The following is a 16,411-nucleotide window of genomic DNA, read 5'->3' on the forward strand; positions in this document are numbered from 1 at the left end:
TCTCGCCGTACTGCTCGTCTCCGACCCCCTTCCCGTGATCGACGAACTCGCCCAGGCCAAGGTGAAGTTCGCCGTCGCCTTCGCCTCCGGCTTCGCCGAGACCGGTGCGGATGGCTCGGCCGCGCAGCAGCGGCTGGCCGCCGCCGTGGCCCGCGCCGACGGCCTGCGGCTGCTCGGCCCCAACACCAACCTCAACGCCTTCGAGCGCTTCCGCGACGATCTCGACGGTCCCGCGATCGCTCTGATCACCCAGTCCGGCCACCAGGGCCGCCCCGTCTTCTCCCTCCAGGAACTCGGTGTCCGTCTCTCCCACTGGGCCCCCACCGGCAACGAGGCCGACCTGGAGACCGCCGACTTCATCTCCTACTTCGCCGAACGCCCCGAGGTGGGCGCCATCGCCTGCTACATCGAGGGCCTCAAGGACGGCCGCGCCTTCCTCCTCGCCGCCGACCGGGCCGCCCGGCGCGGCGTCCCCGTCGTCGCCGTCAAGGTCGGCCGCACCGAGACCGGCGCCCGCACCGCCGCCACCCACACCGGCAAACTCACCGGCGCGGACGCCGTGGTCGACGCCGCGATGCGCCAGTTCGGCGTCATCCGCGTCGACGGCCTCGACGAACTCCAGGACACGGCGACACTGTTGGCCCGGGCGGCTCGGCCGACGAGCCCCGGCGCCCGCTCACTCGCTGCCGGCGCCCACGGTGACGGTGTCGTCGTCTATTCGATCTCGGGCGGTACGGGCGCGCACTTCGCGGATCTGGCGACCGAGGCCGGGCTGTGTCTCCCCACGCTGTCGGAGGCCAAGCAGGCCGAGCTGCACCAGTGGATCCCGGAGTATCTGAGCGTGGCGAACCCCGTCGACAACGGCGGGCACCCGGTGGGCGACTGGCGTGGCCCCCGCATCCTGGACGCGATTCTCGACGACCCGGCGGTGGGGGTGCTGATCTGCCCCATCACCGGGCCCTTCCCACCGATGAGCGACAAGCTCGCCCAGGACCTGGTGGACGCGGCGGAGCGGACGGACAAGCTGGTGTGCGTGGTGTGGGGGTCGCCCGTGGGCACCGAGGCGGCGTACCGCGAGACGCTGCTCGGGTCCTCCCGGGTGGCGACCTTCCGTACCTTCGCCAACTGCATCACGGCCGTCCGCGCCCACCTCGACCACGCCCGCTTCACCGCCGCCTACCGCTCCCCCTTCGACGAGGCCCCGCGCTCCCCCTCGCCCTCCTTCCGCAAGGCACGGGCGCTGATGCGGCCGGGACAGCAGCTGAGCGAGCACGCGGCGAAGCAGCTGTTGCGCGCGTACGGGATACGTGTGCCGCGCGAGCAGTTGGTGACCAGCGCGGCGGCGGCCGTGCGCGCGGCGAGCCTCGTCGGCTACCCGGTGGTGATGAAGGCGTCCGGCGCGCGGATCGCCCACAAGACGGAGCTCGGCCTGGTGAAGATCGGGCTGACCTCCGCCAGCCAGATCCGCGACGCCTACCGCGAACTCACCGACATCGCCCGCTACGAGGACGTCTCCCTCGACGGCGTGCTCGTCTGCCAGATGGTCGAGCGGGGCGTGGAGATGGTCGTGGGCGTCACGCACGACGACCTCTTCGGGCCCACGGTCACGGTCGGGCTCGGCGGTGTCCTCGTCGAGGTGCTGCGCGACTCCGCCGTACGCGTACCGCCCTTCGGTGAGGACCAGGCCCGCGCGATGCTCGCCGAGCTGCGCGGGCGGGCCCTGCTGGACGGGGTCCGCGGGGCTCCCCCGTCCGACGTGGACGCCCTGGTGGAGGTCATCCTCCGGGTGCAGCGCATGGCGCTCGAACTCGGGGACGAGATCGCGGAGTTGGACATCAACCCGCTGATGGTGCTGCCGAGGGGGCAGGGGGCCGTGGCGCTGGACGCGCTGGCGGTGTGCCGCTGAGCACCACCGCACACGCAGAACGTCCATCCACACACCGAGGACATTCATCACTCCCCGTGAGAACAGGAGCATCCACATGTCCGCTTCCCCCCTTGAACCTCCCGAAAAATCCCGTGACTCATTGATACTGCACGCCACTGACAACGCCGTCTCGTGGATCACCCTCAACCGCCCCGAGGCGATGAACGCCATCACGCCCGACCAGCGGGAACGCCTGATCCGGCTGCTCTCGGACGCGTCCGCCGACCCCGCCGTACGCGCCGTCGTGATCACCGCGACCGGCCGCGGCTTCTGCGCGGGGGCGGACCTGCGCGGCGCGTCAGCCGGCACCGATGACCGCGTCCCCGGTGACGTGGCCCGCACCATCCGTCTCGGCGCCCAGCGCCTCATCTCCGCCGTGTTCGACTGCGAGAAGCCGGTGATCGCGGCGGTGAACGGCACGGCGGCCGGCATCGGCGCGCACCTGGCCTTCGCCTGCGATCTCGTACTGGCGGCCGAAGAGGCCCGCTTCATCGAGGTGTTCGTACGCCGCGGCCTCGTCCCGGACGGCGGCGGCGCCTACCTCCTCCCCCGGCTGATCGGCCTCCACCGCACCAAGGAGCTGATGTTCTTCGGCGACGCCCTGCCCGCCGCCGACGCGGAACGCCTCGGGCTGGTCAACCGCGTCGTCCCCGCCCAGGACCTGGAGAAGACGGCCCGCGACTGGGCCGAACGCCTCGCCACCGGCCCCACCCGCGCCCTCGCCCTCACCAAACAGCTCGTCAACGCCTCCCTCGACACCGACCGCGCCACCGCCTTCACCGCCGAGGCCGCCGCACAGGAGATCAACATGACGACGGCGGACGCCCGGGAGGGCGTGGCGAGCTTCGTGGAGCGCCGGACCCCGCGCTACGAGGGCCGCTGAGTCCCGTCCGCCGTCCCCGAACTCCATGACCACCGACCGCTTCACTTCTGACGCATCGTCAGTTTCAATGGGCGGTGTGATGGGACATGCGGGAATGGCAGCCGCCGCCGTGCGCTACCTCAAGGCGGACCGGGGTCGCGGTACGGCCGCGAGGCCGGTCGTCGAAGCGCTGCCGCGCCCCGAGCTGCGATGCGTCGGCGAGGACGAGCGCGCGCCGGTCGACCAGGCCGAGTTCCGCCGCGTACTGGGCAACTTCCCGACGGGCGTCACGGTGATCACCGCCCCGGCACCCGACGACGCCGACGGCCACCCCCACGGCCCCTCCGGCAGCCATTCCGACGGCGGCGGCGACAACCACCCCGCCGGCTTCGCCTGCCAGTCGTTCTCCTCGCTGTCCCTGGACCCGCCGCTGGTCGTGTTCATGGTCGGTCGTACGTCGACGACCTGGCCGCGCATCGCCCGTGCCGGTGTCTTCTGCGTCAACGTACTCGGCGCCCACCAGAGCGAGTTGTGCCGCCGCTTCGCGGTGAGCGGCGCCGACAAGTTCGCCGGCGTCGACCACACGCCGGCCCCCGCCACCGGCTCCCCACGCCTCACCGGCGCCACCGCCTGGATCGACTGCGCCATCCACGCCGTACACACCGGCGGCGACCACCTGATCGTGGTGGGCCGGGTGGAGGCACTGGGCACGGACGACGAGAACACCGCCCCGCTGCTGTTCCACCGCGGTCGGTTCGGGGAGCTCCGGCCCTGACGGATGGTCGCCCTCAGGCCACCATCACCCCGCCCACCACCATCACGCACACCACCGCCAGCCCACCCCACGTGAGGATCGCCCCGCAGGGCTGCACCGGGCGGCCCTCGTTCGCGCGTACGAGGGTGAAGTGGGCCGCGAGGGCCGGGGGCAGGACGGTGGCGTAGAGGGCGAGGGCCGGGAGGTGCCAGGAGGGGACGGCAAGGATCGGGAGGACCCAGAGCGTGGCGGCCGGGGGCACCCACCACCAGCCCGTACGGCCCGTGAGCTGCCGTCCGGTCCAGTGGGCCAGCATCAGGGCGGGCAGGACGTACGCGACGGTCAGGACCGTGCCGGCGAAGAGGACGAGCAGGAGCAGCAGCGGGGCCAGTACGAGCGTCGCGAGGGCACCGCCGTCGCCCCCCGGGCCCAGCCGGGCGTCGTACCCGACGACGAACAGCACCGCGCACGCCAGCGCGCCCTCCACGGACAGCACCGCCATGGACACGGCCGACGGCTCGGCGCCCTTGCGGACCGCCTCCCCGCCTCCGCTCCCGCCCGCGCTCGGCACACTCCCCGCCGCCATGTACATCACCAGAAATCCTCCCCGCCCACAGAGAGCGTTCCCCGGCGGGGAAGGTTGCACTTCGGGGCCCTCGGGTTGCCCATCCTCAGCCCCTCGGGCTGCGGATGCCCGGATCCACCGGGCACCCCGGTCAGGCCGTCGCCACTGTCCCCGCCGGCCGCCTCCGTATCACCAACGCCATCAGCGCCGCCGCCGCGCACAGCGCGCCCGAGGCGTACCAGACCACGTCGTAGGAGCCGAAGGTGTCGCGGGCGAGGCCGCCGAGGAAGGCGATGAGGGCGGCGCCGACCTGGTGGGCGGCGAGGACCCAGCCGAAGACGATGGCGCTGTCGTCGCCGTAGTGCGCGCGGCACAGGGCCATGGTGGGCGGGACGGTGGCGACCCAGTCGAGGCCGTAGAAGACGATGAAGAAGACCATCGGGAGGTGTACGGCGGGCGCCAGGAGGATCGGGAGGAACAGCAACGACAGGCCCCTGAACGCGTAGTACACGGCCAGCAGCCGCCGCGGTTCGAAGCGGTCCGTGAACCAGCCCGAGGCGATCGTGCCGAGGACGTCGAAGACACCGATGACGGCGAGGAGCGAGGCCGCCGCGGTGATGGGCATGCCGTGGTCGTGGGCGGCGGGCACGAAGTGGGTCTGGATGAGACCGTTCGTCGAGGCGCCGCAGATCCCGAAGGTGCCGGCCAGCAGCCAGAACGGTCCCGTCCGCATCGCCGAGAACAGAACCTTCACCGCCCTGGCCGCCGCCCCCGGCACCGGCGCCGGCTTCGGTACGAACTCCGTCGCCCCGTACGGCTTCAGCCCCACGTCCGCCGGGTGGTCACGCAGCAGCAGCCAGACGAAGGGGACGACGGCCAGCGCGGCGAGGGCCACGGTGACGGCGGCCGGGCGCCAGCCGCGCTCCGCCACGATCCACGACAGCAGCGGCAGGAAGATCAGCTGTCCTGACGCCGAGGCCGCCGTCAGGACGCCCGACACCAGGCCCCGCCGCTCCGTGAACCAGCGGTTGGTGACCGTCGCCGCGAACGCCAGCGCCATCGAACCCGAGCCGAGGCCCACCAGCAGACCCCAGCAGAGCATCAGCTGCCAGGCCGACGTCATCCACACCGTCGTACCCGCCCCGATCGAGATCACCGTCAGCGCGACCGCCACCACCCGGCGGATGCCGAAGCGGTCCATCAGCGCGGCGGCGAAGGGTGCCGTCAGGCCGTACAGCGCCAGGTTGATCGACACCGCCGAGGCGATCGTGCCGCGCGACCAGTGGAACTGCTGGTTGAGCGGATCGATCAACAACCCCGGCAACGAACGGAAGGCCGCCGCCCCGATGATCGTCACGAAGGTGACGGCCACGACGAACCATGCGCGATGGATACGCGGGCGCCTGAGACGAGGGGTGCGGCGGGACTCGGTGGGCTCCTGGTCGGTGGTACGGACGTCGGCGGTACGGGCGTTGGTGGTGCGGGCGTCAGCGGTACGGGCGTCGGCTGTCTGGCTCATGTCATCAAGCGTCCGACCTGCGGTCATCGCAAACGAGTGGCCGGAAGGACAGCATTCGTTAGGATCGGGCCATGGGCACTGAGCGAGCCGACCGAGCCAGCCGAGCCGACCGACCCGACCGAACCGACCGCCGCCGCCGGCTGGGCCCTGCTTCCGATCCCGGACCGGCACTCCACCGCGTCGTCGTGCTCGCGCTCGACGGGCTGCTCCCCTTCGAACTCGGCATCCCGCAGCGGATCTTCGGCAAGGCGCGGGACGCGGACGGTAGGCGGTTGTACGAGGTCGTCACCTGCTCGATCCGGCCGCCCGGCCCGGTCGGGACGGACGCCGACTTCGACATCCTCGTCGAGAACGGCCCGGAGGCCCTCGCCACCGCCGACACGGTCGTCGTCCCCGCGTCGTACGAACTCGGCCCGGTGTACGAGGAGGGGGTCCTCACCCCGGAACTGGCCGCCGCCTTCGCCCATGTCCGCCCCGGCACCCGGCTGGTCTCCATCTGCACCGGCGCCTACATCCTGGCCGCCGCCGGTCTCCTCGACGGCCGCCCGGCCACCACGCACTGGTACCACACCGAGCACTTCCAGCGGCTCTTCCCGAAGGTCGAGGTCAACGCGGACGTCCTCTTCGTCGACGACGGCGACGTCCTGACCTCCGCGGGCGTCGCGGCCGGGATCGACCTGTGCCTGCATGTCGTACGACGTGACCACGGCACCGGGGTCGCGAACCGCGTGGCCCGGCGTACGGTGGTGCCGCCGCACCGGGACGGGGGGCAGGCGCAGTACATCCAACGGCCGCTGCCGGAGCCGCAGTCGGCCACCACGACCGCCGCCCGCGCGTGGGCGCTCGGGCGGCTCCACGAGCCGATCCAGCTCCGGGACATGGCCGAGCAGGAGTCCATGTCCGTACGCACCTTCACGCGCCGCTTCCGCGAGGAGGTCGGCGTCAGCCCCGGCCAGTGGCTCACCCAGCAACGCGTCGAACGGGCCCGCCACCTCCTCGAATCCACCGACCTCTCCATCGACCAGATAGCCCACGCCGCGGGCTTCGGCACGGCCCAGTCGATGCGGCAGCATTTGCAGGGGGCACTTGGCGTGACGCCGACCGCGTACAGGCGAACCTTCCGTACAGCGGCACCCTGCACGCGCCGGTGAGCGGAACCCCGCCCGGCCGGCACCAGCCCAGGACGCCGAGGAACCCCGGCCCTGTCAGAACGTGAGTACCGCCCGCGCCACCCTCCCCGCCTCCGCGTCCGCCCGCGCCTTCGCGAAGTCCTCCACCGGATACGTGGCCGTGACCAACTCGTCCAGCAGCAACCGCCCCTCCCGGTACAGCTCGGCGTAGAGGGCGATGTCGCGTTGCGGTCTCGACGATCCGTACCGGCAGCCGAGGATGGACTTGTCGAGGTAGAGGGAGGAGACAAGGAAGGACGCCTCGGCGGTGGCGGCCGGAACACCGAGGAGCACCGCCTGGCCCCGCCGGTCGAGCAGATCGATGGCCTGGCGGATGAGTTCGACGCGACCGACGCACTCGAAGGCGTGGTCGGCACCGGTGGGAAGGACATCCCGCACGCCCCCCACCGACGTCAGGAAGTGCGTGGCCCCGAACCGCCTGGCCACCGCCTCCTTCTCCGGATTCGCGTCCACCGCGACGATCCGCACTGCCCCCGCGATCCGCGCCCCCTGGATGACATTGAGCCCGATCCCCCCGGCGCCGATCACCACGACACTGTCGCCCCGGTCCACCCGCGCCCGGTTCAGAACCGCCCCCACACCCGTCAACACCCCGCACCCGATCAACGCGGCGGACGGCAACGGAATCTCCTTCGGAATCCGCACCGCCTGCACGGCCTTGACCACGGTCCGCTCTGCGAAGGCGGAGTTGGCGGCGAACTGGAACAGTCCCCCCGTACCCCGCTCGCCACCGGTGGTTCCCTCCCCCCGTGCGAACGGCCGTTCCGGGCGACCGATCGCCCGGCGGCACATCGTCGGCCGGCCCCGGCCGCAGTCGGCGCAGGTCCCACAGTTGGCGAGGGTGGACAGCGCCACATGGTCACCGGGCCGGACATGGGTGACCCCGGCCCCCACCGCCTCGACAACCCCGGCTCCCTCATGCCCCAGCACCACCGGCACCGGGAACGGAATCGTCCCGTCCACCACCGACAGATCGCTGTGACAGAGTCCGGTCGCCGCAATGGCCACCAGCACCTCACCGGGCCCCGGATCCCGTACCACCAGGTCATCGACGACCTCGACCCGAGCACCGTCGAACACCACACCTCTCACACCCGCACCCCCTCAGCCCTTCGGCTCTCCCGGCCCTCGCGGACCCCTCGGCCCTCTCGGCTCCTTCGGCAGACCGAGCACCCGCTCGGCGATGATCGTGCGCTGCACCTCGTCCGAACCGCCGTAGATGGTGTCGGCCCGGCTGAACAGGAACAGATGCTGGAGCGGGTCGAGCCGGTACGGCTCGGTCGGCGACCAGTCGGCCGGCCCGACCGCCGCCCGCGCTCCCCGTACCTCCATGGCCAGCTCCCCGAGCCGCTGATGCCACCGCCCCCACAGCAACTTGGCCACGCTCGGCGCGCCGGGCTCCTCCGGACCGCCCAGCGTCCGCAGGGCGTTCCACCGCATCACGCGCAGCTCGGCCCACTGCCGTACGAGCCGATCGCGTACGACGGGGTCGGCGGCGGCACCGCTCTCCACAGCCGTACGCGTGACCGTACGCAACTCCTCCGCGAAGCCGATCTGTTGGGCGAGGGTCGACACCCCGCGCTCGAAGCCGAGCAGCCCCATGGCGACGCTCCAGCCGTTGCCCTCACCGCCCACCACGTGCTCCACGCGCGCGTGCGCCCCGTCGAAGAACACCTCGTTGAACTCGCTGGTCCCGGTCATCTGCCGGATCGGCCGTACCTCGATGCGGCCGGGCTGGTCCATGGGGACGAGCAGGAACGACAGCCCGTGGTGCCGCGTGGACCCGGCCTCCGTACGGGCCAGTACGAAGCACCAGTCGGCCTCGTGGGCGAGCGAGGTCCAGATCTTCTGCCCGGTGATCCGGTACGACCCGTCCCCAGCGCGCTCGGCCCTGGTGCGCACCCCGGCGAGGTCCGACCCGGCGCCCGGTTCGCTGTATCCCTGGCACCACAGCTCCTCGCCCCGCGCGACCGGCGGCAGAAACCGCCTCTTCTGTTCCTCCGTCCCGAACGCGATCAGCGTCGGCGCCAGCAGCTTCTCCCCGATGTGTCCCGACCTCGCCGGTACGTCGGCGCGGGCGTACTCCTCGGCCCATACGACCTGCTGGATCAGGCCGGCGGTGCGGTTGCCGTAACCGGCCTCACCCCAGCCGAGGCCGATCCACCCGGCGGCGCCGAGGGTCCGCTCCCAGGTACGCCGGTCCTGGCCGCCCCCCGCATGAGCGGCAAGCCAGGCCTTGACCTCCGCCCGGAACCCCTCGTCCTCTTCGCTGAACCCGAACTCCATGCGTGCCGCCCTAGGTTGGCCGACTGGAACCTTTGCCCTGAACGTTGTCGCCCCAGCGGCACGACTGCCCGCAGTGAAGCGGGACTTGGAGCCGCCGGATACCAAAGGGGCGCGGGACGGCACTGAATCCGCGGCTACCGCCGCGCGGGCGCGACCAGCCACACACCACCCGCAGTCGCCGATTCACCCGTACCCCCGAGCCATCAGGCGTTCGGTCGTTGCCCGGTCGCCGCCGCCCGGGCCATCTCCTCCACCCGCTCCAGCATCGGCATGGGATCCACCCCCACCACCCCCGGCAACGCCTCCGCGATCCGCTCGGGCGTCCACCCTCCGTCCGCGTACGCCGAGCGCAGCTCCCGCGGCTGCGCCCACACCGCGATCTTCGGCCCGGCAACCGTGTACACCTGCCCGGTGATCCGCTCCTCCCGAGCCCGATCCGACAGCAGGTACACCACGAACGCGGCCACATCCTCCGGCTCACCGATCTCGGTCAACTCGACCGGCACACCGGCCGACATCCGCGTACGGGCAACCGGCGCCACCGCGTTCGCGGTCACCCCGTACCGATGCAGCCCGAGCGCGGCGCTCCGTACGAGCGAGATCACCCCACCCTTGGCGGCGCTGTAGTTGGCCTGCGAGACGGACCCCTGGTGATTGCCGCTCGTGAACCCGATCAAGGTTCCGGCCCGCTGCTTCCGCATGACGGCGGACGCGGCCCGGAACACCGTGAACGTGCCTTTCAGATGTGTGGCGACGACCGGATCCCACTCCTCCTCGGTCATGTTGAAGAGCATCCGCTCACGCAGAATCCCGGCGACGCACACGACCCCGTCGATCCGCCCGAAGGACTCAATCGCCGTGTCGACGACCCGCTGCCCACCCGCCATCGTCGACACGTCATCGGCCACGGCGACCGCCTCGCCCCCGGCCGCCTCGATCTCCTTGACCACCGTCTCGGCGACGGAACTGGTCGGTTCGGAGCCGTCGACGGACACCCCGTAGTCGTTGACGACGACGCGCGCGCCCTCGGCCGCCGCGCCGAGGGCGACCGCGCGGCCGATCCCCCGCCCCGCGCCCGTGACGGCGACGACCTTGCCTGCCAAGAAGTTTCCCACCCCGGCCCCTTCCCCTCATCGCGGTTTCTGACGGACCGTTAGATCTGCACGCACGGCGATTCTACGACCCGTCAGATACACCCACACAAGCCCCGGGGAGGGCCGATGTCACCGCCCACCGAGTTCGCCGCGTTCACCGATATCGCCAAGCGCGTGAACAACTGGGGCCGGTGGGGAACGGACGACGAGATCGGCACGCTCAACCTGATCACCGACGAGGTGGTACGAGAGGCCGCCGCCCGCGTCCGCTCAGGGCGCCGCGTCCCGCTCGCACTCCCTCTCCAGCAGGACGGCGTGCAGACCGGGATGATGCCGGGCCGGGTCAACCCGCTGCACGTCATGGTGCAGATCAACCAGGAGATCTTCGGCCCGGGCACGGTCGCGTGCAGCGACGACGCCGTGACCATGGGGCTGCAGGCGGCCACCCACTGGGACGCCCTCACCCATGTCTCCCACTCGGGCCGCGTCTACAACGGCCGCCCGGCCGGCACGATCACCCCGCACGCCGGCGCCACGTTCGCCGGCATCGACAAGGCCCGCCACATCGTCTCGCGCGGCGTCCTCCTCGACGTCCCCCGAGCGCTCGGCCTGTCGTCCGGCGACCGTCTCCCCTCCGATCACGCCGTCACGCCCGAAGACCTCGACGCGGCCGAGGAGTTGACGGGCACCCGCGTTCGCGCCGGCGACATCGTCCTCGTCCGCACCGGACAGATCCAGGCCTACCTCACCGGCGACAAGCACGCGTACGCGTACCCCTCGCCCGGCCTGTCCCTGCGCACCCCTGAGTGGTTCCACGCACGCGATGTCGCCGCCGTCGCCAATGACACCCTGACCTTCGAGATCTTCCCACCGGAGATCGAGGACCTGTGGCTACCGGTGCACGCGCTCCATCTGGTCGAAATGGGCATGCCACAGGGTCAAAACTGGAATCTCGAAGAATTGTCCACAGCCTGTGGACAATCCGGCCGCTATGACTTCCTGCTCTCCGCGATGCCGGAACCGTTCACAGGCGGCACGGGAACCCCGGTGGCGCCGGTGGCGATCCTGTAACCCGTACGACTCTGCGTTCCCCTGGGATTCCGGGTCGGCTGGCGGCGCGCCTCTGCCCGCCCCGAGCACGGCACCGCGCGCCGCCATCCGGCTTCGGCGTACCCGCCCTGCTTCCCGGGCCCAGTCGGGAGCCGACGCCGAAACACGACCCACACTCGTCGAGGGCCTGCGTCACCGAAGCCCTCGTCGTCCCCTCACGGCGAATCGATGAACACAAGCGTGATCAAATGGACATGGCGCGTCAACACCCCTTCGGGGATTTACCGTTCGGCAGCTGCGCCGCGGCGCCGCGTACAGAAGCACGCGGCGGCGCACTCCGCCCCGGGCTCCGCCGACCCCATGCCACAACGCGCCGTACGCCGACGCCGCGCGCCGCCAAGTAGCTCGGGGGTACGGGTGATTCGGCGACTGCGGGTGGCGTGTGGCCGATCACGCAGCTCCCCGCGCCCACATAGCTGCGGGCAATCGTGCCGCTGGGGCGGCACGGGTGGGCGCAGCGGCACCCTGCACGCGCCGGTAAGCGAAACCCCGCCCCGGCCGGCACCACCCCCGGGCGCCAAGAAACCCCGGCCCAACCGAACCCAACGCCCAGCCGAACCCCGGCGGCGGCTACACCACCTCGTACGCCAACCCTTCCCGCACCGCAGCCCACCCCTCCCGGGCCAGCTCCTCGCGGGCCGCAGCCGCCACGCCGGTGACCGCACTGCCCGCCGGATGGACGACCGGCGTCACCACATCCCCCGCACCGGACGCACCGACCACCCCCGGCACCACCCGATCCAGCTCGCACCAGATCCGCTTGCCGGCGCCCTCACGACTCCACCCCCACCGATCGGCGAGCCCTTCGACGAGGGCGAGCCCCCGCCCCCCGGTCTCGTCCCTGTCGGCACACCGCGGAGCGGGAGCACAGGCACAGTTGTCGGCGACCTCCAACCGAACCGTGCCGATGGTCCCGTCCCGCCGCCCGGACATCAACAGCCGCAGCACGGCCGGACGACCGGTGTGCACCACGGCGTTGGTGACCAACTCGGAGACAAGCAGGATCAACGTCTCGGCCAGCGGCTCATCCGCCCCTATCCCGAACCCCGCGAGCCGTGAACGGGCCCATTTCCGGGCCCGACCCACCTCCGCGGGGTCGGGCCGGATCTCCAGCTGCACTTGAAGCACCTGCACCGCTCACACCATCCGAACCGGCGGACACATCTCCGCACGCCCCTCAGGGGCCACGATCGTGGTCATCTTCCGTCTGGCCGACTCCACCGTCGTCGGCACCGGAATCACGGAACGTGATTCCCTTAAAAGACAGCATGGTTGACGTACAGTCACCCCAACAAGCGCTTCGGGCATATTCCAGCGCGAAGGAGTACGCATACGGCATACTGTGCGACGCTCATCGCGGGGAGTCGAACAGACCGGAGCGACGAGGCTCCGACCCACTTCACCTGCGGCGCGCATCGCCGATCCCGGGGTCACCACAGGGGCAACACCGGACGGGCTCGACCTCGGAACCGCTCGCATCCCCCAGAAGGTACCGGAGCGGAACTCCGACTCCAGGCCGTGACAAGTCACACCTAGGACACAACCCGGTATCAACGCTCGGTAATTCCGGTATGCCACATTCCGCGGCACTCGGGCGATGCCGTGCCACACACTTCCAAGACGGCCCTGGTCAGCGACGATCGCCCGCCTCGATCAACAGTTCCCCCGCCAGCAACTCCTCACTGTCCGTGATCGATCCGCCACATTCTGCCCGTACCCACGCACGTTTCAGACACAGATGTACGTCGGCCTCCCAGGTGAACCCCATTCCGCCGTGGACCTGAAGACAGTCGCGGGCCCCGCGCACCGCGGCCTCGTCGGCCAACAGCCGGGCCGCCGCGATGTCCACGGGGTCGGCCGTCACGGCCGCCGCGTACACCGCCGCCCGAGCCACCTCCACGCGTACCAGCAACTCCGCGCACAGATGCTTGACCGCCTGGAACGCCCCGATGGGCCGCCCGAACTGCTCCCGGGTCCGCGCATGTTGCACGGCCGCCTCACAGCACCGCACGGCGGTACCGAGCTGTTCGGCGGCGGTCAACAGCACGAAGAGGGGATCCGGCTCCCCCGAGAGGCCACCCCCCGGCACCCGATGCAACGGCGTCAACGGATCGACCGACCGCAGCGGTACGGCCCCGCCCGCGTCCCCCCGTACGACATCCGCCGCGTCCAACCACGCCACCAGTCCCCCGGGCCCGACGACGGTCACCACGACCTCCCCGGTGGCCGCCCCCGGCACCGCGCCCGCCGCGAGATGCGTGGCCACCAACGGCCCCGGCACCAACGCCCGCCCCACCTCCTCGAACACCAACACGGCCTCGGGCAACCCGAGCCCCACCCCACCGTCGGTCTCAGGCACGCACAGAGCGAAAACCCCGGCGGCCCCCAACTCCCGCCAGAGCGCCCGGTCCAGTCGACCGGACTCATCGACGGCCGCCCGCAACGCCTCCCGCCCGAACCGGCGGGCCAGCAGCCCTCGGACGCCGTCCCGCAACGCCCGCTGATCCTCGCTGAGTTGAAACCGCATGACGAAAGAGCCCCTTGTCAGTGCCGAGTACGACCGCGCGCCCCCAACGAACCGTCACGTCACCCCTTCGGCAACCCCAAGATCCGCTCCCCCACGATGTTCCGCTGAATCTCAGAGGTGCCCGCAGCGATCGTGTACGACAACGAACCGAGCCGATCCAGCACCCACGGCCGCTCGAGATCCAGCGAGGCCGGCCCGAGAACATCCGCCGCCACGTCGTACAGCTCCTGACGCGCGCGCGAGTACCTCAGTTTGAAAACCGAACCCCCCACCCCCGGCACCCCTCCGGAGGACTCCGCCTCGCTCACGTTCCACTGGGTCAGCCGCCACAACGCCCGGAACTCGGCGTTCAACCGCCCCAGCCGCCGCCGTACGGCAGAGTCGTCCCAACGCCCGTTCGCCCGCGCCTCCCGCGCGACCTCCCCCAACACCCGTCCGCAGGCGACCACTTCACCCACGAAGGCCGTGCCCCGCTCGAACGACAGGGTCACCATGGTCACGCGCCAGCCGTCGTTCTCGTCCCCCACCCGGTTGGCCACCGGCACCCGTACCTCGTCGAGGAAGACCTCGGCGAACTCGGTGGACCCGGCGAGGGTGCGCAGGGGCCGTACGGTGACGCCGGGCGCGTTCATGGGCATGGCCAGCCAGGAGATACCGCGGTGCTTGGGGGCGTCCGCGTCCGTGCGGACCAGCAGCTCGCACCAGTCGGCGACTTCGGCGTGGGACGTCCAGATCTTGGACCCGGTCACCACGTACTCGTCGCCGTCCCGCCACGCGCGCGTGCGCAGCGCCGCGAGGTCGGAGCCGGCGTCCGGTTCGCTGAAGCCCTGGCACCAGACCTCCTCCCCGCGCAGGATCGGCGGCAGCCAGCGCGCCCGCTGCCCGGCCGTGCCCTCGGCGGCGATGGTGGGCCCGGCGTGCAGCAGCCCGACGAAGTTGGCGCCGACGTACGGGGCGCCCGCCTTCTCGGTCTCCTCCAGGTAGATCAGGTGCTGGGTGGGGGTGGCGCCCTGGCCGCCCGCGTCCACGGGCCAGTGCAGGCCGGCGTACCCGGCGTCGTACAGCATCCGCTGCCAGCCGAGGTCGTACGCGCGCCGTCCCGGCCAGTCGTCGGGCGACGGCTTCGGCGGCAGCGACGGGAGCGCCTTCGCCAGCCACTCCCTCAGCCTCGCCCGGAACTCCTCCTCCTCGGGCGTGTACGCGAGATCCATGACAGCCGACCCGCCCGGGGCTACTTGTCGAAGTCCAGGTCGAGCATGCGGATCGCGTTGCCGCGCATCAGCTTGTAGACCGTCTCGTCGTCGAGGCCCTTCACATGGTCGAGGGCGACCTCCTTGGTGTGCGGGAAGGTCGAGTCGACGTGCGGGTAGTCGGTCTCGAAGGTCGCGTTGTCCCGCCCGACGACGTCCAGCGAGGCGACCCCGTGCTTGTCGCGGAAGAAGCAGCAGAACATCTGCCGGTAGTAGTACGTCGACGGCGGCTCGGGGATCAGATCCCGCACCCCGCCCCAGGCGCGGTGCTCCTCCCAGACGTCGTCGGCGCGTTCGAGGGCGTACGGGATCCAGCCCATCTGCCCTTCGCTGTAGGCGAGTTTGAGGCGCGGGTACCGCACCAGGACCCCGCTGAAGAGGAAGTCCATCATCGAGGCCATCGCGTTGTTGAAGGACAGGGACGCCTGGACGGCGGGGGGTGCGTCGGGCGAGGCGGCCGGCATCTGCGAGCTGCTGCCGATGTGCATGTTGATGACCGTGCCCGTCTCCTCGCAGACGGCGAAGAAGGGGTCCCAGTAGCCCGAGTGGATGGACGGCAGCCCGAGGTGGGTCGGGATCTCGGAGAAGGTGACCGCGCGGACGCCACGGGCGGCGTTGCGGCGGATCTCCGCCACGGCCAGGTCGATGTCCCACAGCGGGATCAGGCACAGCGGGATCAGCCGGCCGCCGCTGTCGCCGCACCACTCCTCGACCATCCAGTCGTTGTAGGCGCGCACGCAGGCCAGCGCGACCTCCTTGTCGTGCGCCTCGGCGAAGGTCTGCCCGCAGAAGCGGGGGAAGGAGGGGAAGCAGAGGGACGCCTCGACATGGTTGAGGTCCATGTCCGCCAGCCGCGCCTTGGGGTCCCAGCAGCCGCGCCGCATCTCCTCCCGGGTGATCCCCTCCAGCGTCATCTCGTCCCGGTCGAAGCCGACGGCCGCGATGTTCCGCTTGTACGGGAACTTCAGGTCCTCGTAGATCCACCAGTCGGTCGGCTGCCCCTCCGGGTCCATCGTGATCCGGTACTTCCCGGCGATGTACGCGAGCTCACCGATCCCGGCGGTGAGCGGCTGGGGCCCCCGGTCCCGGTACTTCGCCGGCAGCCAGGTCTCGAAGAGGTGCGCGGGCTCGATCACATGGTCGTCGACGCTGATGATGCGGGGCAGTTCGGTCATGAGGTCCCCTCCGCCTGGAGTGCGTACCCGACGGGTACCCGATGACTTATCTGATGGTCCGTCAGATAAGTCTCCTCAAGAAGGCTAGTGGCCCGCCCCTGGACCGACAAGGCGCCCGGCCCTACGCTCTGCCCACTAACTGACACTCCGTC

14 protein-coding genes are annotated in these 16,411 nt (G+C 71.1%); 5 read left to right on the top strand and 9 right to left on the bottom strand.

The window, feature by feature from the left end; genetic code table 11:
• The 3 genes from STRIP9103_RS41110 to STRIP9103_RS41120 form a co-directional block, all read left to right on the top strand.
• Positions 1 to 1,906: acetate--CoA ligase family protein (locus STRIP9103_RS41110; protein ID WP_009338810.1), on the top strand; the 1,906-nt coding region annotated here is incomplete at its 5' end.
• 76 nt (positions 1,907 to 1,982) lie between these two features.
• Positions 1,983 to 2,810 carry an enoyl-CoA hydratase/isomerase family protein gene (locus tag STRIP9103_RS41115; protein WP_009338906.1) on the top strand — a complete coding sequence of 276 codons (828 nt, stop codon included), beginning with the start codon at positions 1,983 to 1,985 and terminating at the stop codon, positions 2,808 to 2,810.
• Between the two features lie 79 nt (positions 2,811 to 2,889).
• Positions 2,890 to 3,564 carry a flavin reductase family protein gene (locus STRIP9103_RS41120; protein ID WP_181811106.1) on the top strand — a complete coding sequence of 225 codons (675 nt, stop codon included), beginning with the start codon at positions 2,890 to 2,892 and terminating at the stop codon, positions 3,562 to 3,564.
• A gap of 13 nt (positions 3,565 to 3,577) precedes the next feature.
• On the opposite strand, the gene STRIP9103_RS41125 is transcribed toward STRIP9103_RS41120, so the two are convergent.
• Positions 3,578 to 4,135, bottom strand: a complete 558-nt coding sequence (locus STRIP9103_RS41125) for a hypothetical protein (protein ID WP_078614220.1) — start codon at positions 4,133 to 4,135, stop codon at positions 3,578 to 3,580.
• 124 nt (positions 4,136 to 4,259) lie between these two features.
• Complete coding sequence (locus tag STRIP9103_RS41130; RefSeq protein ID WP_078614221.1) at positions 4,260 to 5,627, bottom strand: MFS transporter; 1,368 nt, start codon at positions 5,625 to 5,627, stop codon at positions 4,260 to 4,262.
• A 71-nt stretch (positions 5,628 to 5,698) separates the two neighbouring features.
• On the opposite strand from STRIP9103_RS41130, the gene STRIP9103_RS41135 reads away from it, so the two are divergent.
• A complete protein-coding gene (locus tag STRIP9103_RS41135; protein ID WP_009338859.1) occupies positions 5,699 to 6,778 on the top strand; it encodes a GlxA family transcriptional regulator in 1,080 nt (359 codons plus the stop codon).
• A gap of 54 nt (positions 6,779 to 6,832) precedes the next feature.
• Here STRIP9103_RS41135 and STRIP9103_RS41140 read toward each other — a convergent pair whose 3' ends face one another.
• From STRIP9103_RS41140 to STRIP9103_RS41150, 3 genes are all read right to left on the bottom strand, one after another.
• Positions 6,833 to 7,909 carry a Zn-dependent alcohol dehydrogenase gene (locus STRIP9103_RS41140; RefSeq protein WP_048821949.1) on the bottom strand — a complete coding sequence of 359 codons (1,077 nt, stop codon included), beginning with the start codon at positions 7,907 to 7,909 and terminating at the stop codon, positions 6,833 to 6,835.
• 12 nt (positions 7,910 to 7,921) lie between these two features.
• Entirely contained in the window at positions 7,922 to 9,103 is a 1,182-nt protein-coding gene (locus tag STRIP9103_RS41145) for an acyl-CoA dehydrogenase family protein (RefSeq protein ID WP_009338909.1), read from the bottom strand.
• Between the two features lie 203 nt (positions 9,104 to 9,306).
• A complete protein-coding gene (locus tag STRIP9103_RS41150) occupies positions 9,307 to 10,218 on the bottom strand; it encodes an SDR family oxidoreductase (protein WP_009338874.1) in 912 nt (303 codons plus the stop codon).
• Between the two features lie 105 nt (positions 10,219 to 10,323).
• Between STRIP9103_RS41150 and STRIP9103_RS41155 the strand changes: the two genes are divergently transcribed.
• Positions 10,324 to 11,268, top strand: a complete 945-nt coding sequence (locus tag STRIP9103_RS41155) for a cyclase family protein (RefSeq protein ID WP_009338821.1) — start codon at positions 10,324 to 10,326, stop codon at positions 11,266 to 11,268.
• A gap of 609 nt (positions 11,269 to 11,877) precedes the next feature.
• Here the strand turns inward: STRIP9103_RS41155 and STRIP9103_RS41160 are convergent.
• From STRIP9103_RS41160 to STRIP9103_RS41175, 4 genes are all read right to left on the bottom strand, one after another.
• Entirely contained in the window at positions 11,878 to 12,441 is a 564-nt protein-coding gene (locus STRIP9103_RS41160; protein ID WP_086019393.1) for an ATP-binding protein, read from the bottom strand.
• A gap of 496 nt (positions 12,442 to 12,937) precedes the next feature.
• Positions 12,938 to 13,834: an acyl-CoA dehydrogenase family protein gene (locus tag STRIP9103_RS41165; RefSeq protein ID WP_009338904.1), complete on the bottom strand. Its 897-nt coding sequence runs from the start codon at positions 13,832 to 13,834 to the stop codon at positions 12,938 to 12,940.
• Positions 13,835 to 13,893: 59 nt separating this feature from the next.
• Positions 13,894 to 15,045 carry an acyl-CoA dehydrogenase family protein gene (locus STRIP9103_RS41170; protein ID WP_009338898.1) on the bottom strand — a complete coding sequence of 384 codons (1,152 nt, stop codon included), beginning with the start codon at positions 15,043 to 15,045 and terminating at the stop codon, positions 13,894 to 13,896.
• Between the two features lie 20 nt (positions 15,046 to 15,065).
• A complete protein-coding gene (locus tag STRIP9103_RS41175) occupies positions 15,066 to 16,259 on the bottom strand; it encodes an amidohydrolase family protein (protein ID WP_009338830.1) in 1,194 nt (397 codons plus the stop codon).
• Positions 16,260 to 16,411 lie beyond the last annotated feature (152 nt).

Origin of the sequence: Streptomyces ipomoeae 91-03, assembly GCF_000317595.1 — a bacterium.
Taxonomy (GTDB): Bacteria; Actinomycetota; Actinomycetes; order Streptomycetales; family Streptomycetaceae; genus Streptomyces; species Streptomyces ipomoeae.

Coding starts and splice junctions, on each gene's coding strand:
- STRIP9103_RS41175 (WP_009338830.1), bottom strand. CDS start 16,259: ATGACCGAACTGCCCCGCATCATCAGCGTCGACGACCATGTGATCGAG.
- STRIP9103_RS41130 (WP_078614221.1), bottom strand. CDS start 5,627: ATGAGCCAGACAGCCGACGCCCGTACCGCTGACGCCCGCACCACCAAC.
- STRIP9103_RS41165 (WP_009338904.1), bottom strand. CDS start 13,834: ATGCGGTTTCAACTCAGCGAGGATCAGCGGGCGTTGCGGGACGGCGTC.
- STRIP9103_RS41145 (WP_009338909.1), bottom strand. CDS start 9,103: ATGGAGTTCGGGTTCAGCGAAGAGGACGAGGGGTTCCGGGCGGAGGTC.
- STRIP9103_RS41155 (WP_009338821.1), top strand. CDS start 10,324: ATGTCACCGCCCACCGAGTTCGCCGCGTTCACCGATATCGCCAAGCGC.
- STRIP9103_RS41135 (WP_009338859.1), top strand. CDS start 5,699: ATGGGCACTGAGCGAGCCGACCGAGCCAGCCGAGCCGACCGACCCGAC.
- STRIP9103_RS41170 (WP_009338898.1), bottom strand. CDS start 15,045: ATGGATCTCGCGTACACGCCCGAGGAGGAGGAGTTCCGGGCGAGGCTG.
- STRIP9103_RS41115 (WP_009338906.1), top strand. CDS start 1,983: ATGTCCGCTTCCCCCCTTGAACCTCCCGAAAAATCCCGTGACTCATTG.
- STRIP9103_RS41120 (WP_181811106.1), top strand. CDS start 2,890: ATGGGACATGCGGGAATGGCAGCCGCCGCCGTGCGCTACCTCAAGGCG.
- STRIP9103_RS41125 (WP_078614220.1), bottom strand. CDS start 4,135: ATGTACATGGCGGCGGGGAGTGTGCCGAGCGCGGGCGGGAGCGGAGGC.